Origin of the sequence: Mycolicibacterium wolinskyi (assembly GCF_002101965.1) — a bacterium.
Lineage (GTDB): Bacteria > Actinomycetota > Actinomycetes > Mycobacteriales > Mycobacteriaceae > Mycobacterium > Mycobacterium wolinskyi.
The window spans coordinates 14,879-40,187 of sequence record NZ_LQQA01000036.1; the positions used below are offsets into that span (position 1 = coordinate 14,879).

Here is a 25,309-nt window from a genome sequence, read left to right on the forward strand (position 1 = left end):
ATGGCCGACGAAGGTGTGCGACTGCAGAAAGTCTTGTCGCAGGCGGGAATCGCGTCGCGACGCGTCGCGGAGCGGATGATCACCGACGGGCGCGTCGAGGTCGACGGCCGCGTGGTCACCGAGCTCGGCACCCGGGTCGATCCGGCGGTCGCCGAGATCCGCGTCGACGGCTCACGCATCGTGCTCGATGACACCCTGGTGTATCTCGCGATCAACAAGCCGCGCGGCATGCACTCGACGATGTCCGACGACCGGGGCCGGCCGTGTGTGGGCGATCTCGTCGAACACCGCGTGCGGGGCAACAAGAAGCTGTTTCACGTCGGGCGTCTCGACGCCGACACCGAAGGGCTGCTGTTGCTGACCAACGACGGGGAGCTCGCACATCGCTTGATGCACCCGTCCTACGAGGTGCCGAAGACATACGTCGCGACCGTGATCGGCACGGTGCCGCGCGGCCTCGGCAAGAAGCTGCGGGCCGGTGTCGAACTGGACGACGGGCCTGCGCACGTGGACGATTTCGCGGTGGTCGACACGGTTCCGGGCAAGACGCTGGTGAAAGTCACCCTGCACGAAGGGCGTAACCGCATTGTGCGGCGGCTGCTGGCAGCGGTGGATTACCCGGTCCAGGAGCTGGTGCGTACCGACATCGGCACGGTGTCGCTGGGCGATCAACGTCCGGGCAGTATTCGAGCGCTCAGCCGAAAAGAGATCGGCGAGCTGTATCAGGCGGTGGGGTTGTGAGCGGATCTTTGGTGGTTGCGGTGGACGGCCCGGCCGGCACCGGGAAGTCCTCGGTGTCTCGGGGGCTGGCCCGTGCGCTGGGTGCGCGCTACCTCGACACGGGCGCGATGTACCGGATCACGACCCTCGCGGTGCTGCGCGCCGGGGCCGACCTCGGCGATCCCGAGGCGATCGACCGGGCGGCCGCAGACGTCGCGGTCAATGTCGGGTCCGATCCCGACGAAGACCGCGCATACCTTGCCGGAGAAGACGTTTCGGCCGAGATCCGTGGCGATGCGGTGACCCGCGCGGTCTCGGCGGTGTCGGCAGTCCCCGCGGTGCGGGCCCGGCTGGTCGACCTGCAGCGCGGACTTGCCGCGGGCGGCGGGCGCGTCGTCGTGGAAGGCCGTGACATCGGAACTGTGGTGCTGCCCGACGCCGACGTGAAGATCTTCCTCACCGCGTCGGCCGAGGAACGCGCGCGCCGTCGCAACGCCCAGAACATCGCCAACGGCCTGCCCGACGACTATGAGACGGTGCTGGCCGACGTGCAGCGCCGCGACCATCTCGATTCGACGCGGCCGGTCTCGCCGCTGCGGGCGGCCGATGATGCGCTGGTGGTCGACACCAGCGACATGGATGAAACCCAGGTGATCGCGCACCTGCTCGATCTCGTCACTCAGCATGCCGGGGTGCGGCGATGAGCGAGGACGGTACGTGGTCTGACGAGAGCGAGTGGGAACTTCCCGCCGATGTCGCCGAAGCCGTCGAGGAGGCGGCTATCGCGCCGCCCGTCGTCGCGGTCGTCGGCCGGCCCAACGTCGGCAAATCCACTCTGGTGAACCGGATCCTGGGCCGTCGCGAAGCGGTGGTTCAGGACATCCCCGGCGTCACCCGCGACCGGGTGTCCTATGACGCGAACTGGCTGGGCCGCCGGTTCGTCGTGCAGGACACCGGGGGATGGGAGCCGGACGCCAAGGGTCTGCAACAGCTCGTCGCCGATCAGGCGTCGGTCGCGATGCGCACGGCCGACGCGATCATCCTCGTGGTCGACGCCGTCGTCGGCGCGACGGCTGCCGACGAAGCCGCCGCGCGCCTGCTGCGCAAGTCCGGCAAGCCGGTCTTCTTGGCCGCCAACAAGGTTGACACCGAGCGCGGCGAGGCCGACGCGGCGGCGCTGTGGTCGCTGGGCGTGGGGGAGCCGCATCCGATCAGCGCCATGCACGGCCGCGGCGTGGCCGATCTGCTGGACCGGCTGATCGAGGATCTGCCCGAGACCTCCGAGCTGGCCGGTGGCGGCGGCGGGCCGCGACGCGTCGCACTCGTCGGAAAGCCCAACGTGGGCAAGAGTTCTCTGCTGAACCGGCTGGCCGGCGACGAGCGTTCGGTCGTGCACGATGTCGCGGGCACGACTGTCGACCCGGTCGACTCGCTGATCGAATTGGGCGGCAAGACTTGGCGTTTCGTCGACACCGCTGGGTTGCGCCGCAAGGTCGGCCAGGCCAGCGGGCACGAGTTCTACGCCTCGGTGCGCACGCACGGTGCGATCGACGCGGCCGAAGTCGTGATGGTGCTGATCGACGGATCGCAGCCGCTGACCGAACAGGATCAGCGCGTGCTGTCCATGGTGATCGAAGCCGGGCGCGCCCTCGTGCTGGTGTTCAACAAGTGGGACCTGGTCGATGAGGACCGGCGCTATCTGCTGGACCGCGAGATCGAACGCGAACTCGTGCAGGTGCAGTGGGCTCCGAGGGTCAACATCTCGGCCAAGACCGGCCGGGCCGTGCAGAAGCTCGTGCCCGCGCTGGAGACCGCACTGGCGTCCTGGGACACCCGGATCCCGACCGGCCGGCTCAACACGTTCCTCAAAGAGGTCGTGGCGGCGACACCGCCGCCGGTGCGCGGCGGCAAGCAACCACGAATCCTGTTCGCCACGCAGGCGACATCGCGTCCGCCGACGTTCGTGTTGTTCACCTCGGGCTTCCTCGAAGCCGGCTACCGCCGGTTCCTGGAGCGGCGGCTGCGTGAGACTTTCGGGTTCGAGGGCAGCCCGATTCGGATCAACGTCAGGGTTCGCGAGAAGCGCTCGGCTAAGCGCTGATCCAACGCTGATATGCGGCGGCGTCGACGTTGCTTCCGCACACGACGGTGGCCACGTGCCGGCCCGCGAAACGGTCCGGGTTCTCGAGCAGCGCGGCGATGCCGAGTGCGCCCGATGGTTCGACGACCAACCCGGCGTGGTCGAGCAGCATCCGCATTCCCGCGATGATCGACGACTCCCGGACCAGGACCGCGTCATCGGCGACCTGAAGGAGGTCGTCGAGCACGGCTGCGATCGGCCGTCGTCCCGCGACCCCGTCGGCGATGGTGTCGGTCGATTCGGTGGTGACCACGCGCCGCTCGTGCCACGACCGCGTCATCGCGGGTGCACCCAGCGGCTGGACGCAGATCACATCGACATCGGGCGCGCAGGTTTTGAGGACGTGCCCGACACCAGTGGCCAGCGCCCCGCCGCCGAGCGCGATCAGCACCGCGTCGAATGACGGCGCGGCGTCGATGAGCTCCAGCCCGATGGTCGCGGCGCCCTCACAGGTCTCGATGTCCAAGCTGTCTTCCAGCAACCGGATGCCGTCGTGGTTTGCGATCGCGGCGGCGCGATCGCGGGCCATTTCGTGGTCGCCGTCCACGAGGTGCAGTGTGGCGCCGAGGGCCCGGATGCGATCGAGCTTGACCGCAGGCGCAAACCGGGATGCCACGACCGTGACGTCGAGCCCGCGGCCGCGGCTGGACCACGCGAGGGCCTGGCCCAGGTTGCCCGCGCTGGCGCACACCACGGCTCGTGAGCCGGCGTCGGCCAGCAGGCTCGCGACGACCTCGGTGCCGCGTCCCTTGAAACTGCGGACCGGGTTCGCGGTTTCGAGCTTGATGCTCACGGCGCACCCGAGGGCCGGCTCCAACGCCTCACAGCGATACAGAGGCGTGTCGAGAAAAACGGGGTTGATCACTGTGCGGGCCGCCTGAATCCGTGCGAGGTCGAGGCGCGTATCCGGCACGACAGCAGCGTAATCCCGGCGCGGTGGTCCCACCGGTCGGACGATAGGGTGGCCCGAGTGTCCGTGACCCACATGATCCTGATCGCATTGGCCGGTGTCGGAGCGGGAGCGATCAACGCGGTCGTCGGATCGGGCACGCTCATCACTTTTCCCACTCTGGTCGCCCTCGGCTATCCACCGGTCACCTCGACGATGTCCAACGCGGTCGGCCTGGTCGCAGGCGGCGTGTCCGGCACGTGGGGGTATCGCCGTGAGCTCAAGGGCCAGTGGAAGCGGCTGCGCTGGCAGATCCCGGCGTCGTTGATCGGCGCTGGCGCCGGCGCCTGGCTGCTCCTGCACCTTCCGGAGAAGGTGTTCGTCGCGGTGGTGCCGGTCCTGCTGATCCTGGCGTTGATCCTGGTCGTGATCGGGCCCCGGATCCAGGCGTGGGCACGGCGACGCGCCGAAGCGTCCGGCCAGTCCGCCGAACATGTGAGCTCACGGAAAATGGCCGTGCTGGTGCTTGGGACGCTTGCCGTCGGTGTCTACGGCGGGTACTTCACCGCCGCTCAGGGCATCCTGCTGATCGCGGTCATGGGCGCGTTGCTGCCGGAGTCGATGCAGCGCATGAACGCAGCAAAGAATCTGCTGTCGCTGCTGGTCAACATCGTCGCGGCGCTGGCATACACGATCGTGGCGTTCGACCGGATCAGCTGGGAAGCCGCGGGCTTGATCGCGGTCGGTTCGTTGATCGGCGGATTCCTCGGAGCGCACTATGGACGCCGGCTGTCGCCGAACGCGCTGCGCGCGGTGATCGTGGTGGTGGGACTGATCGGGCTGTACCGGTTGTTGGCGGTGTAAGGCTGCGATGCAAGCGCTGAGCGCCTCTTGTAAGCTTTTTGAATCTGTCTGAAAAGGGAGGGGCGACCGGTGGCTGAACGTGCTTACCGCACTGCGCCGTCTGCCCTTGCTGCTCTCGAGCCGTTTTGGCCCTCGCGCCGGTTGATGGCTTTCGACGAATGGTGTCGCGCGCGCATCTGATCCGCGCCCGTCAGTCCGTCAGGTCGCCCATGTCTTGGTGACCATTATTCGAAAGCAGCCGAATTCATGCGGTCGCTCATCATCTTCGCGCTCGTCGGCCTCGGAGCCCAGATCGTCGACGGCGCTCTCGGTATGGCCTTCGGCGTGACGGCATCGACCCTGCTGGTGCTCAGCGGCGTCGCGGCTGCACAGGCCAGCGCCGCGGTCCACCTGGCAGAGGTCGGGACGACCCTGGCCTCGGGCCTGTCGCACTGGCGGTTCAAGAACATCGACTGGAAGATCGTCCTGAAGCTGGGCGTGCCCGGCGCGATCGGCGCCTTCCTCGGCGCGACGGTGCTCTCCTCGCTGTCTACCGAGGACGCCGCGCCGCTGATGGCCGGGATCCTGCTCGCGATCGGTGTCTACGTGTTGCTGCGGTTCTCGCTGCGCACGCCGCCGGCCTTCCGGTCCGGCAGCACCCCGCACACTGCCAAGTTCCTGACGCCGCTGGGCCTGTTCGGCGGCTTCATCGACGCCTCGGGTGGCGGCGGCTGGGGCCCCATCACCACGAGCACGCTGCTGTCACGCGGCAAGACCGCACCACGCACCGTCATCGGCTCGGTGAGCGCCTCGGAGTTCCTGGTCGCGGTTTCGGCATCGCTCGGCTTCCTCGTCGGGCTGCGCGAGGATTTCCTGCACAACATCCCGATCGTGCTGGGCCTCGCGGCCGGTGGCGTCATCGCCGCGCCGTTGGCGGCATGGCTCGTGTCGAAGGTCAGCCCCGCGCTCCTGGGCACCGCGGTCGGCGGCGTCATCGTCCTCACGAATGCCCAGAAACTCCTCAAGTACTTCGGCATCCACGGTGCCGCCTCGACGGCGATCTACACCACGATCGCGGTCGTGTGGGCCGGGTTGGTCGTCTACGCGTGGCGGACCTCGCGGGCGCCGGAATACCTGCCCGAGGCCCTCGATGCCGAGGCTCCGGCCGAAGAAGAGCTCGCCGACGAGCCCGATACCGCGGTGCGATGACGCGCGGGGGTATCGATTGGGGCGGAGGCCGACCCCTACGGTAAGCTTTCGACTCGCTGCCGGTGCAAACCGGAAGCAAGCGGGCTGTGGCGCAGCTTGGTAGCGCACTTGACTGGGGGTCAAGTGGTCGCAGGTTCAAATCCTGTCAGCCCGACCATGAAAAGAACTCGCCGGCGGAAGCCGGCGAGTTTTTTCTTGGTCGGCTGACATGATGCTGGGAGCCGAAGCGCCCGCCGAGGTACGAGGCGGTCGCGCCGGCGGGTCCTGTCAGCCCGACAGGCGGAGTTATCGCAGGTCAGAGCCGGTGTCCAAGAGATTTGGAGACCGGCTATTGTCCGTTTTTTAGAGGGTTTGACCGCAGTTTTTGACCGCAGTTGTGAAGTCGGTCAAGTGGTCGCGGGTCAATTGCTGTCAGCGCGGCGAGTGGAGTTATCGCAGGTCATCGCCGATTTCTGAGAGGCGTAGAGACGAGATGTTGCCCGCTTCCTGCGACCACTTGACTCCGTCCGTGGTGGAGATGCAGTTTCTGATGCAGGATCGGGGATCGGTGCGGCGACATCGGATGATGCTCAACGTTGCATGTTCAGATGCCGGATGCATTGCCGTGCAATGGAATACGGATTGATAACTCGGTCGCTTCTTGTTGTGAGATCGTTCAGACTGTCAGCGTGACCGAGCCTGAACAGTCTGCCAACGGCTGGCCCCCGATCGATCCCGCCGATGGCTTGGCGCAGATTCTGACCGATCTCCAACGTGACTTGCACGAGATCGATCCGGGCCACGTTGTCCGGCAGGTGAAGCAGAAGTTCGGCACGCTCGACGTGTGGGCCGTCGCTAGCGACCCGGCGCTGGCGCACGCCGTGCACGAGCGGGCCACCATTGCGGAGCAGCAGTCGGGTACCACCTGTGAGCGTTGCGGTGCGCTCGGGTTGCTGCACCAACGCGCCAACGGATGGATGCGGGTGGAGTGCGATGTGCACGCCCAGCTAGAACTTCGTTGGCCGGCGTGTCCATGGCCCGGGTGGGCGTTGTTGTACGCGCGGCTGATCGAGGATCTCGTGGACATCGACGAGGACCTGATCGTGGAGGGCGTCGAGGTTCGGGATGGGGAACTACGCGTGGCGGTGCGCGGCAATGGAGTCGACAGGCACCACGTGGCGTTAACGCGGATCTCCGATGCCGAGGACGCGAGTCTGCCTGTCTGTGTGGTGTGCGGCGTGGAATCGCATCTGCCGCACGGCGCCAGTCCCGCCACTATGTGAGGAGCACCGGTGACGCCCTCGCCCGAAACTCGTGATCATCTTCTGCAATGCTGCCCAATTCCAGGAGCAGCAGTCGTTGGGCCGGCGAGGCTGATCCCTACACTCCATGTGGCATCGAGGCAGCGTACGGGAGGACGAGTGAGTGTCGAGGATCCCAAGCCGAATCGGCTACCTGAGGAGCGGCAGTTCAAGGCGGTCCTGATTGGCGCGTGCATCTTGGGTGCGCTGTTTGTGCTCTCCTTCGTTCTACTCACGTGCATCAAGTCGACCCTCAGCCCGCGCGACATCACCGCCAACTGGTTCGCAGCGTGGGGCACCTGGGCTGGCGGGTTGGCGACCGCGGCAGCGTTCGTCATCGCGGCGTTCAGCATCTCTGTGGCGAGCGCGCAAGCCCGGTTCGATCGCCGTGAGGCGGCACGCATCCGCGAAGACAACGACATGGCACAAGCGCGCCTGTTAGTCATCTACAAAGTCGAGGGCCCGCAGTCGATTTCATCTTTAGCGACCTACCGGATCGAGAACCGCAGTAAGGATCTGTTCTTTGACGTTTCTGTTCCATTCGTCGATTCCCCCGATGGCTCGCAAGCCGGTTTCGAACGCCGAACCGCCGAACTTGTCGCGCAGGACACTCGGCTACACGAGTTCATTCCTAACGCTGAGTTGCTCACCGCATACCGCGACCACAACGAGCATGAGGCATGGTTCACCCTCGTCACCGTCCACACTCACGACGCGACCGGAATCACCTTCGCCGTCGAGTACACCGACGCCGGTGGCCGTCGCTGGCGCCAGCATCTGGGCGGACAAATCGAACGGGTGCTCACTGCAATGGCGATTCCCGTTCGCGAGCCCGACAGGTTTCAGCCGCGCCAGCAGATCCGTCGGCTGTCCAACGTGGAGTCGTGGCGACTAGGCAGATCATTCGCACAGAATGTGGAGCCGCCTCAGACCGACGACGACTTCCTCGAAACTATCGAGGCATTCAACGTCATGCGCTGGAAACCGATCGAGCGTGTCCATGAGATTGCCGTGGAGCACAGCGGAAAGGGTGAGCAACCTGCGGAGACCACCGTTGCGGTGACCTTCAGCCCGAGCGCTCCGCCGTTCTGGGCAGATCACTTTCGCGACAAGTTAGCCGAGTCTGGATTGCACTACGGCGGTGGCAGGGCCGACGGCCGTAGCCAAACAGATTCTTTTCGCTGCACTCCAGCTGCGGCCGCGGCAGCAAGCGACGAACTAATCGACGCTGCGATAAACTACGCCAACGATCGATTCGAGCAGAATGAGCTGGCGGCCGCGCGCCGTGCATTGGACGTCCGGCGACAACGACAATAGATTGTGTCCTCCGTCGAGACCGTGGCCCCGCACCCGCTGGGCGGTCCAGGAACAGCCACATCACCGCGGCACAATCCGTGAGGCGACGGTGACTACTCCGAGCAGTAGGACACTGGTGGCGAACGCCGCGGCTACTTGACCAGGAGACTTGTGTCCCTAGCCCTGGAGCTGTTATCAGCGCCCAACCCTCGGCAGCGGTGGCTACTGCACCGCCGCGGTGAACAGGTTGGGCTTGGGTTCCTTCGGCGCCGGTGGGTGATCGGGCACTACGCTCTTGAACCCGAACTGTCCCTCCAATTCAAGAGGTCGTTGCCGCGGGTCTACAGCTGGGCGCAGCATCGGAATTGCCACGGCCCCAACGTCGATCTGCTGGTGGTCGAGGAGGCGAAGCGGCAACCGCTCCGCTTTGGGTTCGCCCTCAGCTACGAGGTAGGTCAGCACCAACGGAGTCCTCCTCACCCCGATCCTCGGCACTGTCAAGGGGATCCTCGGACGTGTCCTTGAGGTTGTCGAGGTACCGGCGAACATCGATGACCGCCTGATGATTCTTGAAGTCAGGCTCATGCGCATCCGGAACATGGACCGCGCCCTGCCACGCGTCAGCGTTGCGGTACGCCTCTATCGCCTCGAGGACCTCGCTGGGTGTGCGGTGCGGGTATTCGTCGGTGACCAGTCCGGAGTTGTCCCCATCCCCGAACGCCTTGGCGAGGAACTGTTCAGGAGTCACCGCCTCCAACGGTCGCGCGATCGCGAACACCGGGTATGGTCTACCGCCCCACACACCCTTGAGGGAATGCGTTCCGAGGAGGTACGCCGCTCGGCCGCGTTTGGTCTTGTCATCGTTGTAGTGCTTGAACAGAAGGTGGGCTACTTCGACAGTCAGGACGAAGTAGCTGCGCGCGGCGAACTTGAGGACGCGGAAGCCAGTGTCGATGCTCGGCCCGACGAAGTCCATCGCGAAGTTGATCGCGAAGTCCCCAGCGTCGCTGGCGTCGTTCAGCGTTGCCTCGTTCGTCTCCTCCACGTCGAGTTGTGAGCCGCCGTCGGCGCTCTGGACCGTGCGAGGGATCGCAACGCGTCGATCCGGCGACGGGACGGTGGCCAGGAATGCGCCGCCCTTGAGTGTCATCGGTGTCTTTCCCAGCAGGTGTTGGATCTCGAACTCGAGCATCGTGTCCGTCCACGCATCGACGGCGTCGCTGCACTCCAGCTCCGACTGGATCCGGATCGAGAAGATCAGCTCGTCGCCGATGGCCTTCCACAGCGACAGACGGCCCGATAGATCGGCATACGACTCGTTGATCTTTGCGGCCAACAGCGATGGGAACTCGGTGTAGAATGCCAAGAAGGTGGCGATCCATGCGTCGGCGCTCTTCTGCTTGAATTGCGTGGAGTTTTGCAAGTCGCAGGAGAGAAAGAGGATTGAGCCGTCTTGGTTCAGACCATTCGCCATTAGATGGGAAGGCCGAGATACTCAGCGCGCACTTTCGCCGCTGGAACCGATACCTCGAATCGGCGAGCGACCATCGCCATGTCGTGGCCCAGCTGCTCGAACGCCGCTCTGAAGTGTTCCTCGGGCATCAGGAGATTCGACGCGAACACGTTCGCCTGCGTCTCGGCGGTGTTGCGGCCCAGCCGGGTGAAGGTGGCGATGCGTTCGCCGACGCGATGTGTGTCCGGGGCGCGGTAGTGCAGGAAGTAGTGCCCCAGCTCGTGGGCGATCGTGAACCGGTCACGCAGCTGCGAGGTGTGCGTGGGGATGATCACCGTGAAGTCGCCCGGCTTGCGGACCTCGAGCGACTCGGCGCGGTCATCGACGATTATTTCACCCCCGAGCTTCCTCAGCAGCTCGTGCACGTTGACGCGACCACCCAGATCGATAACTTCGTGTTCGCGTGCGATCTGCTCGGCGTACGTCGCGATCGCGGAGTACGAGAGTGTCGACCGCGTCGCCTCTACGGCGCCTTGACTCATCACGGTCATCACGTCACCTCCACCCCAATTATCCCGCACTCGAACGCCGCAGGTGGTGCGAGTTACATCGCACAGTCGACTCCTTCGTGGCCCAAGTGACTGGTCACTCACCAACCCGTAGTGCGGAGACTAGCGCGCGACATCCGCCGCCGCGGCTCGACACTCTGCCCAGCGGGCCGATATGAGCCTAACGCGCCGTACCGACAAGTTAGCTTGTCGTCCAGTTGCGGTGCTGCGCGAGTCGTCCTGCGGGTTTAGGCGAGACCCAAATGGGCTGCCGCATCGTCCGCACCCCGTCTGGCGACCTGTACTGGGCCGCGGTGGACTAACAGGAGGCGGTGCTGAGCAAGGTGGAAGGCCTCGTACCCGCCGGGCGGCTGTGAGCTGGCCGCGGTGACCAGCTCGGCGGAGGCGCCAGCACCGGCCCGGTAACGGACGGGTTGCTGCGTGTTCCGGGTGGATCGGGGAGTGGCATGTCTCAGCGCGGAGGAGTTGTCGGTGCTGGGTGCGACTATCAACGGTCATGGGGAATCGGCAGGAGAAACGTGGACGGCGGCAGCGACGCATTGCGAAGCGGACGCGGCAACCGGGGAGCAGCGCAGCGGTGCCTTCACGCAGACCTGCCGTTCAACCCGCGGCGATGGAGCTGCCCGACATAAGTGACCTCCCTCCCGGGGCGCAGCGGGTCATAGAGGCAATGCACGGGGCGGCGCAGATCGCGATCACCGCAACAACGGTGGGGCTGGTCCCGCTCGATCGCGAGCAACGCCTCGCGCTCCTCTCGGGCATCGACAGCAAGGAGGTTTTGGTTGCACTCGCCGAGATGCAAGCAGAACTCGACGCGGCGATGCTCAGCAGCACGGAGACGTTGCCGATCGAGGCCCTGCGCATCGTGGATTCGCAGTGGTACGAACCAGTGCGGCAGCAGCTCGCGGCGGGGCATCGGCTGGCGCCGCCGCAGACGATGGTCCGACTCATGCGGGAGATCATCGAAGCTGGCGAGGGGCCCCGGCTCGGTGTCGAGGACGACGACGCTCTGCTCCAGCTGTTGTTGTCGGTGAACGAGGATCACGACACCCTGAGCGGCTTGGCTGCTCGGTTCAGCGGGATGGACATGCTCCAGATGGACGCTGTGATGCGGGCCATGTCGGAGGACGAGCTCATAGCGTTCGGCAACGAGATGGCAGTGGACGAGGCGGCGTCGATGATGTTCAACACCTCTCGGTTGCCCGAACAGATGAAGTGCATGACGCACGAGTTCTGGTACCACCCGTGGGCGGAGAAGGTCGGAGACCAGCTCGGCGTCACCCCCGCCGACACTTTCCGTGAAACCACCGGGATCTGCATGGACGAGTTCCTGCGGGCGGGTGACGTGATGATGCCGGCTCTACGGACGGGGCGTGCACGGTTCGACCTGGCCACCCTCCACGAGCACGGTGTCAGCGACGAGGTGGTGCAGTACATCCGGCGGAACATGGTTCGCGAGCTGGACGAGTTCCGTGCCATGTCACAGCAGGATCGGGAGCGCGGCGATGTGCGAGCGCAGCGCTACACGTTCACGCGGTTCCCCTTCCTCGACCTCGGCGACGGCACCGTGCTCGCGCTCCGGGCTCAATGGGGCATGGACCGGTTCTTCGGGAACGCCCCTGAGTTCGATGTTCAGCAGGGATTCGTAGAGCAGGGTAAGCCGGAGCGGGCAAGGCAGTTCCAGGATGCGGTCAAGCACCAGTTCGAGCAGATCGTCGGTCGTACGGTCGCCCGAATCGCCGCACGCAGTGCAGTGTTCGGCGCCATCGTCGGCGAGGAGGAGATGCAAGCCGCGTGGCCGGTGAAGAAGGGGCAGCAACCCAAGGCGTGCGACTGGATGCTGCCGACCAACAATCGGTTCACCTGGCTGATCGATGCGACCCACCGCCCGCTGAGGCAACCGCTGGCGGAAGGATGGGGCAGTGGCGAGGACTTCGCCTCCAATCTCGAAGCGTTCCTGACGAGCAAGAAGGCTCGTCAGTTCGATTCGGTGATCGATCATCTGATCGAATGCGGCTGGGACGGAGCATCGTTCACGGATACGACGTTCGCGCCCTTCGTCGTCGTGCCAGACGTGGGACTACCGAGCACCCCGATGTCGACGATGCTCGTCGGGCTCTGCGCTCGCGAGATGATGACGAAGTACAGGGGCAGGATGCTCACACCCGCTGTCGTCTCGATCTCTGATCTCCTGCTGCTCGAGGGCATGGCGGAGACGCCCAGAGTTGAGGTCGCCAACCTGATCCGGGCCTGGCGCCAGGTGGGAGTGATGCCGCTCCAGCAGTACCTGGAGGCAAGCGGTTCCCCGTACCGGCCGTGCCCACGCCATATGATCACGGCCGCCGCAGAGCTGGATGCGCGTATACAATCCGCACGAGCCGCGTGAGGAAACGCCGGCGGCTACGTCGGGTCAGACGGGGTGATAGCCGAACAGTGCGCCGTACAGCACGGCGCGTTCAGGCAGCGGAGGTTCAGTCCACCCCGGCGCTGCGATGAGCGAACCGAGCAGCGGGCTGGGCGCAGCCGCTGTCTGCGGCTTGTTCCGCAGGATTACCTTCGTGAATGCCTCGATGAGCTGAAGACCCGACATCAGGAGTGTGACTCCGGTTGTGGCGAGGTCGGCAACCTTCATCGGGTTGGCGAAGGCGTCGGCAGGGTCGGCTTGCCACGCTCCGAGCGAGTCGTAGTGCGCCTGCGTCAACCGGGTGTCGACAGCAGTGCTGCCGGGTTGCAGCTCGGGCATCGCGTCGAGGTTCAGCGCGATGTTGAAGGTGTTGCCGTAGCTGCGCCCGAGATGCTGGTTGACGGGCAGGATGCCGTCGTGGATGTGGTTGCGGAGCACCTTGCACACTGTCGCGTAGACGTGCAGTCGTTGGACATCGACGAGCAGGCTAGCGTCGTATTCCTTCTCCACGTGGTCCTTGATGTACCCCTTCCCGTCCAGTGACTGGCGGAAGTTCTTCGGGTCGCGCGTGGGATCAATGAGGAGGGGGTACCGGCGCCCGTAGATGTCGAAGGCCGCGGCGAGGTAGAGCAGTTCCCGGTCGAAAGCCTCCGCGGTGGTCTCGATTACATCGGCCTCGCGGTAGTTGTTCAACGGGTTGGAGAGCGCCGCGAGCATATGATCGAGTGCGCGGGCTGCACGGGTCAGGCGCACACGGATCGACCGGAGCGCCGTCACGGTTGCGCTGTCTGCCTCCTGCGTGGCGAGTAACTGGAAGATCTCGAAGTAACGCATGTGCGACACCAGGCCCCAGTTGTAGAGGTTCTCGATGGTTCCGGTGCTCAGCGTCGTTTCCCACGATCCAGCGTCGCCGGCAAGTGCTCCCTGCTCCACCCCGACGACAGGGTTGGCTGTCATGCGCAGATGGAGCCCGATCAGGGCCACGGCGCCATCCGGCGTGACTGCGATGACGATGTCGTTATCTGCAACGTCGGGCCGGCCCGCGGTCGGTGCGTTGGTGACGATGACGTCGATGTTGACCTTTGCCGCCACAGCTGCGTAAGCAGCCGCCTGGTGCCGCTGCGACGAGTTCAGCACCTGCGCGTTGGTAGGCGCTGCCTGCGCGTCGGCGAGCTGATACGCGGGGAAGAACTTTGCCGTTCCCCTGGTGCGTCGCGTCTCGCTGTCGGCAGTGAACCCGACGCTGAAGGCCAGCATCATCGGCCAGGTCTCGGGTACCGCAGTGAACCCGACTCGCACGGTCGTCGCCGCGGGCAACAGGGTGACCCACGTGCTGGGAACCTCCTGGTCTTCAGGGAGCAGGAGCTGGACGTCGATTTCGTCCCGCGTGAGGTACCCGGTGAGGAGTCCGTCCGGAGGAGTCGGCACCGTAGTGACGTCGATGCCCAGTCGCAACTGGCGCGTCGCGGGGCGAAGCGGGAACAGCGGGGGATGGTCCTCGTGCTCGCTGACCGGGGGACGCACGTACCGCATAAATCGCTCGTTGGGTTGCCCGCTGGGGAGGGTGATCGTCATGATCTCCAGCGTGTCACCGGAGTCCGACACATTTCGGTGGTTGGTACGCAGGACTCGCTGACACCACCCGACAGGGGCAAGCGATGAACCCCGGTACTGCACTCGCCGCGGATACAGTTCGTTCGCGACTGGTCTCATCTGGCGGTGTGAAGATTCGGGGGTAGGGCGTGACGATGTGGCGCCATCGTGAGATGGAAGCGGCGCTCGGTGGGGTGGTCGATAAATCGATGACCGTCGATCAGCTGCGCCGACTTGTTGACGAGTTCCGCGGCGAGTCGGAGTTCGTCGACTTCAAGAGCAGGTGGTCGCTGCTGTCCGCGCAGGGCGACCGGAACAAGTGGAGATTCGAGTGCGGTAAAGACGTCGCGGCGTTCGCGAACGCGCGGGGCGGTGTGCTGGTCTATGGGGTTCGAGACTTGAAGGCCACCGTGGATGGCGGCGATCAGATGGACCCATTCCCGATCGGTGAAGCCGACCCGACTGACCTCGAGGAGAAGTTCCGCAGGGCCGTTAGGGAAGTGACCGCACCGGTGCCGGGGTTCGAAATGTTCCCGGTCACTGGCTCAGACGCGTTCTGCATGGTCTGCGTGGTTCCACCGAGCGTCGCGGCTCCACACGCGGTCACGATGCCGGGCGACGGCCGCGAAGGGTTGGTGTACCCGAGGCGTTCTCCAGGCGAGAGTCACGCCGTCTACATGCGGGAGTATCAGGTGGCCGAACTTTACGAGCGTCGGGCGCGCGTCGGCGAGGACCGACGACGCAGAGTTGAGACGGTGTGGGCGGAGGGCGTTGCCGCCCTTGATGTTCCACGAGCTCCGCGGGTTTGGGTGGCGGTGGCGTCGATCCCCGATCTCCCCCGTGACGATGTCTTGACCGGGGAGGCGCGTCAGGCGATCGACGAGTGGGACGACATAGAGCCGTTCCCGTGGCGAATCCAGGAAGGCTTCGTCGGAGTGGGCGGATATCCGGTGCCCGCTCCCGGCCGTGTCTGCTTGACCGAGATTGTGCAGGATCCGGCCGACAAGCACATCTACGCCTCCGAGGTACGCAATTTCTACCGGGAGATTCACGCGGACGGCTCAGCGTTCGCCGCGCTTCCACTTTCGCCGCCAGATGCACTGTCGCCGTTCACGATTTCGATCGACGCGCTGGTTGACAACGTTGTGACCATGACGGCGAACACGGTGGCGTGGACGGGCAAGCGCACAGGCATGTGGGGCGCGGCCACGGTCACCGCGGGGATAGTCGTTAACGGACGAGAGCCGGCGGTGCTACAGATCAAGGATTTCGCGGGCCGCGACGGCGCACGGACGATCTACCGGCGGGTGGAAGGTCGGTGGCCGCACGCGGTCACCGTCGCAGATCTCGCGGACACAATCGGGATGCGAGACAGGTTGATCGTGGCCCACCGGCTGGCTACACCACTGGTGCAGGCCTTCGGCGTTCCTCGCCCTCCGTGGCTCGATGAGGACGGCACATTGCGGTCCTTCTACATGCTGAGAGAGGGCAATCGCGCCTTCACAGAGTGGGCACAGCACTACGGCGTTCCCATCGACCCCTCGTCGTAACGCCGTAGGCTCACCGCGGCACCCAGCTGGCCTGCCAGGGGATCTACGAATACCTGCTCGACGGGGAGACGAAGCCCCAATTGCTCGACATTCGCCTGTTCGAGGCCAAGGACAAGCGCGTCGCCTACGAGCAACAGACGATGAAAGCCAAGGCCTCTGGCCCTGCGAACTGCCCGCTGTGCGATCGGCCGGGGACAGTAACAGGACCCGGATCTACAAGCTGAACGAGATAGACGCCGACCACGTGACCGCCTAGTCCAAGGGCGGCTCGACGAACCTGTCCAACCTGACCATGCTCTGCGTGCCCCACAACCGCACCAGGGCAACCAGTAGCGGTGGGGCACCGGGGGCTTGGTCACCACACTCCACCTCAACACTAAGCACGGCATGTCCAGCAATTGGCTGTCCAATTCGACGGACGTCCGAACGGCGACGAGTCGCATGAAGTTTGCTGACGTCACGACGGCACGCCCTCACTTCTGCGCGAGTAGGAGTGTGCGTCCAGCGCCGGGTGCTCGTCGATGCCCACGTTTGGTGGGCACTGCTGGCTCTCGGTAACGGTCCTCTCGAGGACCAGACGAGAAGCCGCGTCAGTTGTGATGCTGCGGAGCCACGGGGGGGAGGAGTCGACCAAGGAACTGCCGTCCTCACGGCAAAGGGTCCTAGCGTTCAGGTCCAATACCTATGGATCGGCGCGGTCGGTAGACATGGCTATCCTGACCGCACTTCCGACCGCAGTTGGCGTTGAATCGCCTTAACTCAGGATGACTCACGAAGCCTCGAAACACCTCATGACCAGGCACGGAGAGGTTGCGCGATCCTTACTGAATCCCCAGAGCGAGGGCTGGGGGTCAAGTGGTTGCAGGTTCAAATCCTGTCAGCCCGACCATGAAAAGAACTCGCCGGCGACCGATCGGTCATCGGATCTCCTTTTGCTACGTGACGGGGACCGTTGAGATCACTCCGACGGCCGGGGTGGCGTTTCCCCGTCTGCGCCATGTCGCACAGCGCGTCAGCCACCAGCGCCTTGATCCCCGCGAGGGCCTCGTACGGGGTGGGCGCCAGGAACGACAACGATGGGAATTCGGTGGACAGGCCGACGAACTCACCGTCATCGTCCGACCACCGCGCCTCGTACTGATAGTGCTCGGGTCTCCGGCCGTCGGGGCCGTGCACATGCGGGCAGTCTGCGAGGCAGCATCCACAGATCGGGGTCTCGCCATCTCCGACAAGGAGATCGGTGGTGTTGACGCACTCGCAGTCCGGACACTGGCACGGCAACAGCGCCTCACCGTCGTCGGGCACTTTCATGCTGTTGAGGGTATTGCCGGGGGGACCGACAAGGAACCCACGTTGGTGATCAGTCCACAGCGTCGGTGAGATCGTCTGGCCGCGGCCTTAGTGCCGAGCAGTGAACCACCACGACGCGGCGGGAGCGAAGGTGTCGGTGGTGACTGGCAGTCTGGTCCGGCGATGACCCAAGTGCGTACCCTTCGGTTCCATACCAAGTACGGCCCCGCACCGCTGTTCGACAAGGCGCGCGAACAGCTGAAAAACCTGGCCGGCTTGAATCTGGAGATACCGCACGCGCAAGCACGCTTCGACGAGCGCGGGGTACCGAAGCAGTACCTGACTGATTTCGAGCCTGAGTGCTGGGAGTTGATCGTTGTGGAGACTGCGGTGCGCACTGGCCGCATCACCTACACGTCGCTGCGGCGGGAGATCGAATCCAAGGAGTATCTATGGATCGTTCTCGCGTCGGAGCACGTGATCACCGCGTGGGTCACGGAACGTCCGAGCAACCGCGCGACGCACCCGCTGATCGTGAAGGACGGGCCGGCGTGGGATGCGGCCGCGGAGGGACGGGAGCCGGCTGTTACCGGCACCATGGCCGAGTGGGCGAACGCCTATGCTCGACGGGTACGGGCGCAGCAGGTACTCGCCGCACTCGCCACCGTGCCCGAGCGTCCCAGCGGCGACCGCCTCGCTTGTGCCGCGCGACTCGCACTTGAGGGCCGCACTTGGAATGAAGCTGCGGCCGAGGCCGGGTGGGCAAGCCGATCAGGGCTGGATGCGGCGATCGTTCGCCTGCTCAGGGCGGTCAAGCACAAAGCCCGTGCGGCAGGCTAAGCGGATCCGTAGTACTGCAGTCGATCTGATCAGCCGACACACGTTACGTGCCCACGCCAGCGGGACCACGAGGTGCGTTCCGACCGATGAAATCCTTCTGACAAACGACGGAAGGGTTTCGTCCTTTCAGGGGCCGGAGTTCAGGGGAACCCGCCCCACCGTCACGTCACCCCACCGCCGCGTCGACTTCCTCGCTGCCCGCGGTAGCGGCAACGGGATTCACCCAAAAGATCTGCCAGGAATGGCCGTCCAAGTCGTTGTAGCTGCGGCCGTACATGTCGCCCTGATCCTCGGTGTCGCCGACCGTGCCACCCAATGCGAGGGCGTGGTCGACCAACGCGTCCACGTCCTCGCGGCTTTCGACGCTCAGGCAGATGACGCACTCTTTCACCTTGGAGGCGTCCGCGGTCTCAAGGGGATGGAGGGAGTCGAAGGTGTCACGCTGGATCAGCATCGCGAATTGGTTCTCACCGAGCACCACCGTCACCGCGTCGTCGCCGCTGGATGCCTCGTTGAAGGTGTAGCCGAGGTCGGCGAAGAACTTCCGTGAGCGCTCGACGTCGGCGACGGGCAGGTTCACAAAGATCATGGCGGATGGCTCCTACAGTCCGGGGCGCCCGGGGAACGAGCGCCGTCACAGGGGCAGACTCGGTGCGCCGCCGGAACTCATCGGGCGCCCACGCCAGCCAACCGCTCCAAAGCAATAGGCAATCCGTCAGCCGGCGTTGGCCCGGTTCCCCATGTCATGCGGGGCCGATACCCCGCGGGCACGTGCCACTGAAAGCGCCGCAACAACTGATGCATGATCGCCTTGACGTTCATGTCGGCGAATTGCTGGCCGAGGCATTTGTGGACGCCACCGCCGAACGGGGCGAATGCGTAGCGGTGGACGGCGGAGGCGTCGGCGCCGGTGAGGAAGCGGGCCGGATCGAAGAGGTCCGGCTCGGGCCACCAGTCGGCGAGCCGCATGGAGGCGTAGACGTTGATCGCCACCTGGGTCTTGCGAGGGATGTAGTGCCCGGCGACTTCGGTGTCCTTGATGGCCTGGCGAAACAGCGTGCCGGCCGGCGCGTACATCCGCAGGATCTCCTTGAAGGCCGCATCGAGTAGGGGATAGGCGTCGGACAGGTCGGCGGTCGTGAGGTGATCGCGGGGATCGGCTTGGGCTTCGTCGCGAAGTGCGTTCTGCCAGCGGTTGTTTCGCCCGAGCTCGTAGACGAGCATGGAGATCGCGATGGCGCTCGTGTCATGGGCGGCCATGAGCAGAAAGATCATGTGGTTGACGATGTCGGCGTCGCTGAACCGGTCGCCGTCCTCACTTCGGCTGCGGCACAGCATCGAAAAGAGGTCGGTGCCGGTACCGGCCCGCCGGGCCGGCAGTTGCGCGGCGAAGTAGCGCTCGAGACGCTCACGGGCGCGGAGCCCGCGCGCCCACATGCCGCCGGGGATGTCGGCGCGGATCATCGCCTGACCGCCGCACACGGTGTCGTGGAAGTCTGCCGACAGCCGGTCGGACTCGGCGCCGAGCTCGGCGCCGACGAACACCTCCGCGGCCTGGTCGAGGAGCAGGTGTTTGACCGACGTGTAGAACGGAAAGCGGGGCGCTGCAGGCCAATTGGCGATCGTACGGGCGATGCCGGGTCGCATCAGGTCGAGATAACCGTCCAGGGCGCTGCGGGTGAAGGCCTGCTGCATGATGCGGCGATGGTCGCGGTGTTCCTCGAAATCGAGCAGCATGATCCCGCGGTGGAAAAACGGTCCGATCACCGGCGCCCAACCCTTGGTGCTGGAGAACGCCTTGTCGGGGTTTATCCAGGCGGTCTCCAAGGCTTCCGGACCCATGAGTTGCACGACCCGGAAACCCACGCCGCCGGCCCAGGACACGGGCCCGTAGCGGTCGTAGCGGCGCCGGGCGAACTCCAGTGGCTCGACGATCGTACTCATGATGTGCCCGATGACCGGAAAGCCGTAGTTGCCCGGTACCGGCTTCAGGGTCGACCCGGCCGGGGGTTTGGCCAGGGCGTGCTCGCGACTCGGGTAGCGCGAGGTGAATTCTGCTGCCACACAATGTAATCGGAGCTTGGCTTCGGCCGCGGTATCCGATGAGAGGACGGTCATGGACTCCTCCACTTGACCAATTGTGGTACAAAGCTGTGCCAGATAATCTGGTACGAAACGGTGCCAGAGAGAATTGGCGGTTGTCAATGGCGAATTCGCGAGAAAACAACGATCGGGTGGCGTCCGAGTCGCAGCGCAGCTACGGCGGCCAATCCGCCGAGGAACGCCGCCAGGTGCGGCGCGTGCGATTGCTCGACGCCGCCGTCGACGCCATGTGCGGCAACGAGTGGCGCACCATCACCGTCGACAAACTGTGCGCGGCGGCGGGGCTGAACAAGCGCTACTTCTATGAGAACTTCAGCGATCTGGACGCGGTGGCCGCCGCGGCGGTCGACGACATCGCCGCCAACGTCAGTGCTGCCACACTCACCGCCGTGGCCGGCGCAGCCGCGGAACCCCTTGCGGCGCAGGCGCGGGCCGCGGTCGAGGCGGTGGTACACACACTCATCGACGACCCGCGGCACGCGCGGGTGCTTCTCGGCGGGGTGGCGAGTTCACCGGCGCTGCACCAACACCGAGACACCGTGATGCGCGGCCTGACTGCAGTGCTCGTCGGGCACGCCCGCATGGTGCACGGCGTGGAGCTGGAGACCGATCCGCTCGCGCAGGTCGCGCCTGCGTTCATCGTGGGTGGGACGGCCGACGCGATCCTCGCGTACGTGGACGGGCGCGCGCGGGTGTCGCTCGCCGATCTCGTGGACAGCTTGACCACGCTGTGGCTCGTCACCGGCAATGGCGCGGCCGACGTCGCACGGACGCGGCATTAGCGGGCGATCATCGTCTCCAAAGACGAGACCACCGGCGGCCCCGACGCGCGAGCGCATGTGCATGGGCGTCGCGCTTGTGTCGGCACACCGCGCTGGCCGCGGCCACGGCGTCCGGATCGAAGCCCGGCGGCACCGGGCCACCGGCGACCAGGGCCCGGACCAACGCCTCTTGGCGGCGCGCCAATGTGTCGCGATCCGTCATACCCACACCTCCCTGGCCGCGGTCGTGATGGGCATGGAGCCCGCGGCTGCGGCGATCGCGTCGAGCTCGTCGAAGAGTTTCGCGGTCGGCGGGTAGCGCCCGTCGCGCTCGAGCATGAACGGGGCGTCGACCCGTTCCCGCAGTGCCGCAACCAAATCCAGCACCTCACGCGGAGTCCGGTCAGTGTGCGTGTCGTGGTAGAAGCGGCCGTCCTCGTGTCCGCCCGCGACATGGCTGTAGGCCACCCGCTCGACCGGTAACCGTGCGAGCTCCTGGTGCGGGTCGCGACCTCGGTTGCGCGCGTTGGCATATACGTTCGCGACATCGAGGACCAACAGGACGCCGGTGCGTTCGAGCAGTTCGGTGAGGAACTCGGATTCGGTGAGATTCGATTCGGGCCACTCCACGAACGACGCGATGTTCTCGACGGCCAGCGGCACCGGCAATTCCCGTCGGGTGCGTTCGATGTTGGCCGCCAACACGTCCAGTGCCTCGCGGGTGCGCGGCACCGGCAGCAGATGCCCGGCCTCGATCCCGCCTGCCCGCACGAATGCGATGTGCTCACTGACCACTGGGGCGCCGAGCGCCTCCGCGCATGCGGCCAGCCGTCGAATTCGCTTGGGTTGCACGGGTTCGGTGCCGCCGAGGGAGAGCGCGACGCCGTGCGGGATCACCGGCACACCGCGCGCGGCCAGGCCGGCCAACAGCAGGTCCGGCCGGGCTTTGCGGCGACGCACGGGTATCGACTCGGCGATCACCTCGCAGAACCCCGGGCGCAGATCGGCGATCACCCCGGCGATCTCGCGTCGCCATCCGATGCCGACATCTCCCAGCGCGGGCACGGCACGGCTGAAGCTGCTCATCCGCCGCACCCTCCGCCACAGCCACCGCAGCCACTGCCGCAGCCACCACCGCCGTCACCCCCGCACGACGCGCCGCAGCCGCCGCCGTCGTGGCCGCTGGAGGCAGACCCGGCCAGTTGAACCGCGGTCGAGTAGTCCGCGTCGACCGCCCACAGTGCGCCCGTACCGAACAGCGCCACCGACCAAGCCACCGCAGCGGGGCCGTACGTGGCGAACGCAGGCCGCTTTGCCGGCTCCAGGTAGGCCAGCCGCTCCTGCTCGGCCGCAAGCAGGCGCCGGCCCGCGCGCGTCAGCCGATCCACGGTGAGTAGGCGGGGGAGTACCACCAGCCCGAACATGGCAACGGCGAACACCATCACCGCCAACGGCACGACATCTTGCGCGCGGTGCGACACCTGCGTCACCAGATATACGCACGAGGCGACGCCGACGAGCAGGACCGCGATCGACGGTGCCGTGCCCCAGCGCATGCGCGACCGCTCGGCGCGGGTCCGCACCAGCCCGCGCGCACTGAGTTGTGCCTCCAGCGATGCGAGGTCGGGCTGGGATGCGGCGAACAACGTGGGCACGGTGTGCACGGGATCGGTGGCCGCGCGTTCCAGCATTCGTGCAGTGAACCGGTCGACCTCCGGTCCGGCCGGCGCGGTGTGGTCCACCTGGTCGCGGCCGGTGATCCGGCCGCTCGCGCGCAGGCCGGCGAGAGCCGTCACCACCGGTGCGACGTCAGAACGCAAGAAGGCCAGCTCGGTCGCGCTGATCGGCTGAGCGCGAGCGGGCCGCCGCGGAGCCGCTGCGATCCGCCAGAGCACCGCGAACACCGCGGTCGCGCCCAGGATGATCAGATAGCCCTTGACTCCACCGGTCACCGCGCCGGCATAGCCCTCGATCACATCGCCGATCGACAACGCCTCACCTCCTGTGTTCAGGTGGGATCAGCGTGTCAGGTGTGTGGCTCTACCGGTCACAACTTTCCGGCGTGGCGGACGCGGCGAGATGCGCTCTATCGCAAGTAGGTTTCGTGACCCGTCGGGTAGCCGCCACCGTTGGTGGCGATGTGTACGTGGTCGTAGTGGTTGGCGGTGTCTCCACCTCGGTCCGACATGCGCTTCTTCGAACCGTCGTGCCGGTAGAGGGTCTGCCGGAAGATGATGTGGTTGACCCCGAATCGATCGGCGTTGTCGAGGACATAGGCGACGATTCGCTCGCCGAGTGCCTTGCCTTCTGGCGTGGCGTAGTGCGGGATCATCACGTCGATCGCCAACCCATGGGGATGCCACTTCAGCGGGTCGGACCGGACCCCGCCGATGGTCAGGATCTCGGGGAAGGCCGCACTGACGGCGCGGGCCGCCAAGATCGTCTCGACCTGCAGGCCCTTCTCCGGCGCCCGGCCGACCGGCAGCGGGACCCGGACATCGCGACGAGCGGCGCGGGCGTCCGGCGGCGGCAGCGGAGCCGGCGCGGGTTTGGCGACGGGCGGCGCGACAGCCGCCGCAGGCTTGACTTCCGCGCAGCAACGGACCTCAGGATTGAAGGTCGGCACCGTGTCTGCGCCGGCGATCAGAATCGTCGCAGCAGGTATGACGACGGCACCGACGACGGCCGACCGACGGCTGCGCCGCCTCTCAGCTAGACGGTGTCTTCCCACGAGGTCCGGACCCTACCGGCGGAAATGACGATCATTGCCATCGGCGGCGTTACCTGCACTCAGTGATGGCAACGAATCGGCGGTCCGTCGTCAATCGTGGGTTGACGCCGCGAGGTTTCCTGTAAGTAGACAGCGTTTTGTCGTGCGACGAGCGTGAACTGCCAGCTCAGCTGCTATCCCGCGGCTTTCGTTAAGCACGTCCATGTGGACTGTGACGGTTAACTGGTGACCAGCAGCGGTCGCGAAGTTCTAGTGACATGCGGCGCTCCGGGCAAAATCTATGGCGTTTACCACATTCGTGTTTAGAAGCCGGTTAATTGGGCCGTTTCAATGAGCCGATGTAGTAGGTTTCCTCGCCCGTCGGGTATCCGCCGCCGTCGGTGGCGATGTGGACATGGTCGAAGTGATTGAGGGTTTCCGAACCGTAGTCCGCGGTCCAACTCGGCGCACCGATGCCCGGGTAGTAGCCCTGCCGCCAGATCACGTGCAGCACGCCCCATCGCTTGGCATTCGCCAGGGCGAATCCGGCGATCTGATTGCCGAGTGCGATGCCCTCGTCGGAGTGGTAGTCGGGGATCATCACGTCGATCGCGAGCCCGTTGGGATGCCACTTCAGCGGATCTTGCCGGTACCCGCCGATCGTGGTGATCTCGGGAAACATCACGCTGATGGCCCGAGCCGCCCAGATGGTCTTGACCTGCAATCCGGACTCGGGCGCGACGCCGGGCGGCAACGCGAGCTGGAAGTCGCGCGCGGCGACCGGGGCACTTGCTGCCAACAGCTCGGCCTCGGCCGGGCTCGTCGCGGGTGGCGCGGCTTGCTGGCTGGGCGGAGTTGCCACGGGAGCCTCAGCGCAGCACGGAGCCTCGGCGCCTTGCGCGTAGAACATCGCGGCGGCGACGGCGATCGACGTCGCCAATGCCAGCCAGCGGCCTCGGCCATTGGCGAACAAGTTCCCGCGCACGCTCAGCAATGTACTTCACGCCCCCGCGCACACACCGGAATCTCGGATCACTGTTCCGTACACATTCGCCGTGGCGATGTTGGCGTTGATGACCCCGGACGGCAGCTTCTGCTTCATCTTGTCGCTGATCTGGGTGAACTGATACCACAGCCGGTAGATCGAATCACCGTTGTACAGCGGCGAATACTGGCTCTGGTCCGGGTAATTGGTGATGTACAAGGTATGTGCCCGCGGATCGAGAAATCCCGCGGACTGATCGAGGTTCGCGATGACGATGTCGCCCGCGGGCTGCACACCGGGTGCGGTCCACTCGTCATCCTGATCGCCCAGGAAGCGCTGGAACCCGAACACCTGGCTCATCAACGTGTCGTACTGGGCGTTGAACCATTGGCAGGAATCTCGTTGTGCGGTGATCTGCTCGGGAGTGACCCGGTTCTGCCACAAGTTGTAGGGGAACACCGTGTAGTTCGGGGACCAGTTCGACTGGTAGGGGATGAACGCAGGCAGCGTCGCTGGAGCGCCGTTCGGAGTGGCGGCGGCGGGGCCAGCGACGCTCGCCAGCACAGCGGCCAGAGCAGCGACCATCGCGGTGCTGACTCGGCCCAGAACCCGTTTCGACATCCGGCTCACCCCCGCTGGATTATGGCGGTTGGTTGCCGTTCGTATGTCCGTTA

At 65.7% G+C, this 25,309-nt stretch carries 25 protein-coding genes and 1 tRNA gene; 12 read left to right on the forward strand and 14 right to left on the reverse strand.

The window, feature by feature from the left end; translation table 11 throughout:
- Genes AWC31_RS36355 through der form a run of 3 tightly spaced genes read left to right on the forward strand, consistent with a single transcriptional unit; the run spans position 1 to position 2,821 of the window.
- On the forward strand, positions 1 to 741 hold the full coding sequence (locus AWC31_RS36355) for a pseudouridine synthase (RefSeq protein ID WP_067859234.1): 741 nt from the start codon (positions 1 to 3) through the stop codon (positions 739 to 741).
- Positions 738 to 1,424, forward strand: a complete 687-nt coding sequence (cmk, locus tag AWC31_RS36360) for a (d)CMP kinase (RefSeq protein ID WP_085150706.1) — start codon at positions 738 to 740, stop codon at positions 1,422 to 1,424. The genes AWC31_RS36355 and cmk overlap by 4 nt, the downstream gene beginning before the upstream one ends.
- The gene (der, locus tag AWC31_RS36365; protein ID WP_085150708.1) at positions 1,421 to 2,821 is read left to right on the forward strand and encodes a ribosome biogenesis GTPase Der; all 1,401 of its coding nucleotides are present in this window, start codon (positions 1,421 to 1,423) and stop codon (positions 2,819 to 2,821) included. The genes cmk and der overlap by 4 nt, the downstream gene beginning before the upstream one ends.
- Here der and AWC31_RS36370 read toward each other — a convergent pair.
- Positions 2,811 to 3,773: a threonine ammonia-lyase gene (locus AWC31_RS36370; RefSeq protein WP_085150710.1), complete on the reverse strand. Its 963-nt coding sequence runs from the start codon at positions 3,771 to 3,773 to the stop codon at positions 2,811 to 2,813. The genes der and AWC31_RS36370 overlap by 11 nt on opposite strands.
- A gap of 72 nt (positions 3,774 to 3,845) precedes the next feature.
- Between AWC31_RS36370 and AWC31_RS36375 the strand changes: the two genes are divergently transcribed.
- From AWC31_RS36375 to AWC31_RS36395, 5 genes are all read left to right on the forward strand, one after another.
- Positions 3,846 to 4,613: a sulfite exporter TauE/SafE family protein gene (locus AWC31_RS36375; protein WP_084357042.1), complete on the forward strand. Its 768-nt coding sequence runs from the start codon at positions 3,846 to 3,848 to the stop codon at positions 4,611 to 4,613.
- Between the two features lie 246 nt (positions 4,614 to 4,859).
- On the forward strand, positions 4,860 to 5,801 hold the full coding sequence (locus tag AWC31_RS36380) for a sulfite exporter TauE/SafE family protein (RefSeq protein WP_085150712.1): 942 nt from the start codon (positions 4,860 to 4,862) through the stop codon (positions 5,799 to 5,801).
- An 80-nt stretch (positions 5,802 to 5,881) separates the two neighbouring features.
- A tRNA-Pro gene (locus AWC31_RS36385) sits at positions 5,882 to 5,958 on the forward strand.
- 511 nt (positions 5,959 to 6,469) lie between these two features.
- Positions 6,470 to 7,063: a hypothetical protein gene (locus AWC31_RS36390; protein ID WP_085150714.1), complete on the forward strand. Its 594-nt coding sequence runs from the start codon at positions 6,470 to 6,472 to the stop codon at positions 7,061 to 7,063.
- A 138-nt stretch (positions 7,064 to 7,201) separates the two neighbouring features.
- Positions 7,202 to 8,398 carry a hypothetical protein gene (locus AWC31_RS36395; protein ID WP_085150717.1) on the forward strand — a complete coding sequence of 399 codons (1,197 nt, stop codon included), beginning with the start codon at positions 7,202 to 7,204 and terminating at the stop codon, positions 8,396 to 8,398.
- A gap of 201 nt (positions 8,399 to 8,599) precedes the next feature.
- On the opposite strand, the gene AWC31_RS36400 is transcribed toward AWC31_RS36395, so the two are convergent.
- The 3 genes from AWC31_RS36400 to AWC31_RS36410 all read right to left on the reverse strand — a co-directional run bounded on the left by AWC31_RS36400 (position 8,600) and on the right by AWC31_RS36410 (position 10,381).
- Complete coding sequence (locus AWC31_RS36400; RefSeq protein WP_133060247.1) at positions 8,600 to 8,842, reverse strand: hypothetical protein; 243 nt, start codon at positions 8,840 to 8,842, stop codon at positions 8,600 to 8,602.
- Positions 8,817 to 9,743: a hypothetical protein gene (locus AWC31_RS36405; RefSeq protein WP_234817129.1), complete on the reverse strand. Its 927-nt coding sequence runs from the start codon at positions 9,741 to 9,743 to the stop codon at positions 8,817 to 8,819. Before AWC31_RS36405 ends, AWC31_RS36400 begins: the two co-directional genes overlap by 26 nt.
- Before the next feature lie 107 nt (positions 9,744 to 9,850).
- A complete protein-coding gene (locus AWC31_RS36410) occupies positions 9,851 to 10,381 on the reverse strand; it encodes an ImmA/IrrE family metallo-endopeptidase (protein WP_085150723.1) in 531 nt (176 codons plus the stop codon).
- A 688-nt stretch (positions 10,382 to 11,069) separates the two neighbouring features.
- On the opposite strand from AWC31_RS36410, the gene AWC31_RS36415 reads away from it, so the two are divergent.
- Positions 11,070 to 12,785 carry a hypothetical protein gene (locus tag AWC31_RS36415; RefSeq protein WP_133060248.1) on the forward strand — a complete coding sequence of 572 codons (1,716 nt, stop codon included), beginning with the start codon at positions 11,070 to 11,072 and terminating at the stop codon, positions 12,783 to 12,785.
- A 24-nt stretch (positions 12,786 to 12,809) separates the two neighbouring features.
- Here AWC31_RS36415 and AWC31_RS36420 read toward each other — a convergent pair whose 3' ends face one another.
- Entirely contained in the window at positions 12,810 to 14,378 is a 1,569-nt protein-coding gene (locus tag AWC31_RS36420) for a hypothetical protein (protein WP_207626503.1), read from the reverse strand.
- Between the two features lie 173 nt (positions 14,379 to 14,551).
- Between AWC31_RS36420 and AWC31_RS36425 the strand changes: the two genes are divergently transcribed.
- Positions 14,552 to 15,946 (forward strand): AlbA family DNA-binding domain-containing protein, encoded by a 1,395-nt coding sequence (locus AWC31_RS36425; protein ID WP_133060249.1) that lies wholly within the window; start codon positions 14,552 to 14,554, stop codon positions 15,944 to 15,946.
- A gap of 867 nt (positions 15,947 to 16,813) precedes the next feature.
- Here the strand turns inward: AWC31_RS36425 and AWC31_RS36435 are convergent.
- On the reverse strand, positions 16,814 to 17,257 hold the full coding sequence (locus tag AWC31_RS36435) for a hypothetical protein (RefSeq protein ID WP_085150729.1): 444 nt from the start codon (positions 17,255 to 17,257) through the stop codon (positions 16,814 to 16,816).
- A 162-nt stretch (positions 17,258 to 17,419) separates the two neighbouring features.
- Here AWC31_RS36435 and AWC31_RS36440 point away from each other — a divergent pair, with 162 nt between their 5' ends.
- Positions 17,420 to 18,076, forward strand: coding sequence for a hypothetical protein (locus tag AWC31_RS36440; RefSeq protein ID WP_085150731.1), 657 nt, complete (start codon positions 17,420 to 17,422; stop codon positions 18,074 to 18,076).
- Positions 18,077 to 18,242: 166 nt separating this feature from the next.
- On the opposite strand, the gene AWC31_RS36445 is transcribed toward AWC31_RS36440, so the two are convergent.
- The gene (locus AWC31_RS36445) at positions 18,243 to 18,665 is read right to left on the reverse strand and encodes a VOC family protein (RefSeq protein WP_085150733.1); all 423 of its coding nucleotides are present in this window, start codon (positions 18,663 to 18,665) and stop codon (positions 18,243 to 18,245) included.
- 77 nt (positions 18,666 to 18,742) lie between these two features.
- On the reverse strand, positions 18,743 to 20,194 hold the full coding sequence (locus AWC31_RS36450; RefSeq protein WP_085150735.1) for a cytochrome P450: 1,452 nt from the start codon (positions 20,192 to 20,194) through the stop codon (positions 18,743 to 18,745).
- Between the two features lie 86 nt (positions 20,195 to 20,280).
- Between AWC31_RS36450 and AWC31_RS36455 the strand changes: the two genes are divergently transcribed.
- Complete coding sequence (locus AWC31_RS36455; protein ID WP_085150737.1) at positions 20,281 to 20,961, forward strand: transcriptional regulator; 681 nt, start codon at positions 20,281 to 20,283, stop codon at positions 20,959 to 20,961.
- 7 nt (positions 20,962 to 20,968) lie between these two features.
- Here AWC31_RS36455 and AWC31_RS36460 read toward each other — a convergent pair whose 3' ends face one another.
- From AWC31_RS36460 to AWC31_RS36485, 6 genes are all read right to left on the reverse strand, one after another.
- A complete protein-coding gene (locus AWC31_RS36460; RefSeq protein WP_085150739.1) occupies positions 20,969 to 21,163 on the reverse strand; it encodes an SCO6045 C-terminal-like domain-containing protein in 195 nt (64 codons plus the stop codon).
- A complete protein-coding gene (locus AWC31_RS36465) occupies positions 21,160 to 22,026 on the reverse strand; it encodes an MbnB/TglH/ChrH family RiPP precursor modification enzyme (RefSeq protein WP_085150741.1) in 867 nt (288 codons plus the stop codon). Before AWC31_RS36465 ends, AWC31_RS36460 begins: the two co-directional genes overlap by 4 nt.
- Positions 22,023 to 22,931: a TIGR04222 domain-containing membrane protein gene (locus AWC31_RS36470; RefSeq protein WP_085150743.1), complete on the reverse strand. Its 909-nt coding sequence runs from the start codon at positions 22,929 to 22,931 to the stop codon at positions 22,023 to 22,025. Before AWC31_RS36470 ends, AWC31_RS36465 begins: the two co-directional genes overlap by 4 nt.
- 95 nt (positions 22,932 to 23,026) lie before the next feature.
- Entirely contained in the window at positions 23,027 to 23,671 is a 645-nt protein-coding gene (locus tag AWC31_RS36475; protein WP_085150745.1) for a VldE C-terminal domain-containing protein, read from the reverse strand.
- Positions 23,672 to 23,984: 313 nt separating this feature from the next.
- Positions 23,985 to 24,560 (reverse strand): VldE C-terminal domain-containing protein, encoded by a 576-nt coding sequence (locus AWC31_RS36480; RefSeq protein WP_275082902.1) that lies wholly within the window; start codon positions 24,558 to 24,560, stop codon positions 23,985 to 23,987.
- Positions 24,561 to 24,650: 90 nt separating this feature from the next.
- Complete coding sequence (locus AWC31_RS36485; protein ID WP_110775449.1) at positions 24,651 to 25,220, reverse strand: hypothetical protein; 570 nt, start codon at positions 25,218 to 25,220, stop codon at positions 24,651 to 24,653.
- Between the last annotated feature and the right edge of the window lie 89 nt (positions 25,221 to 25,309).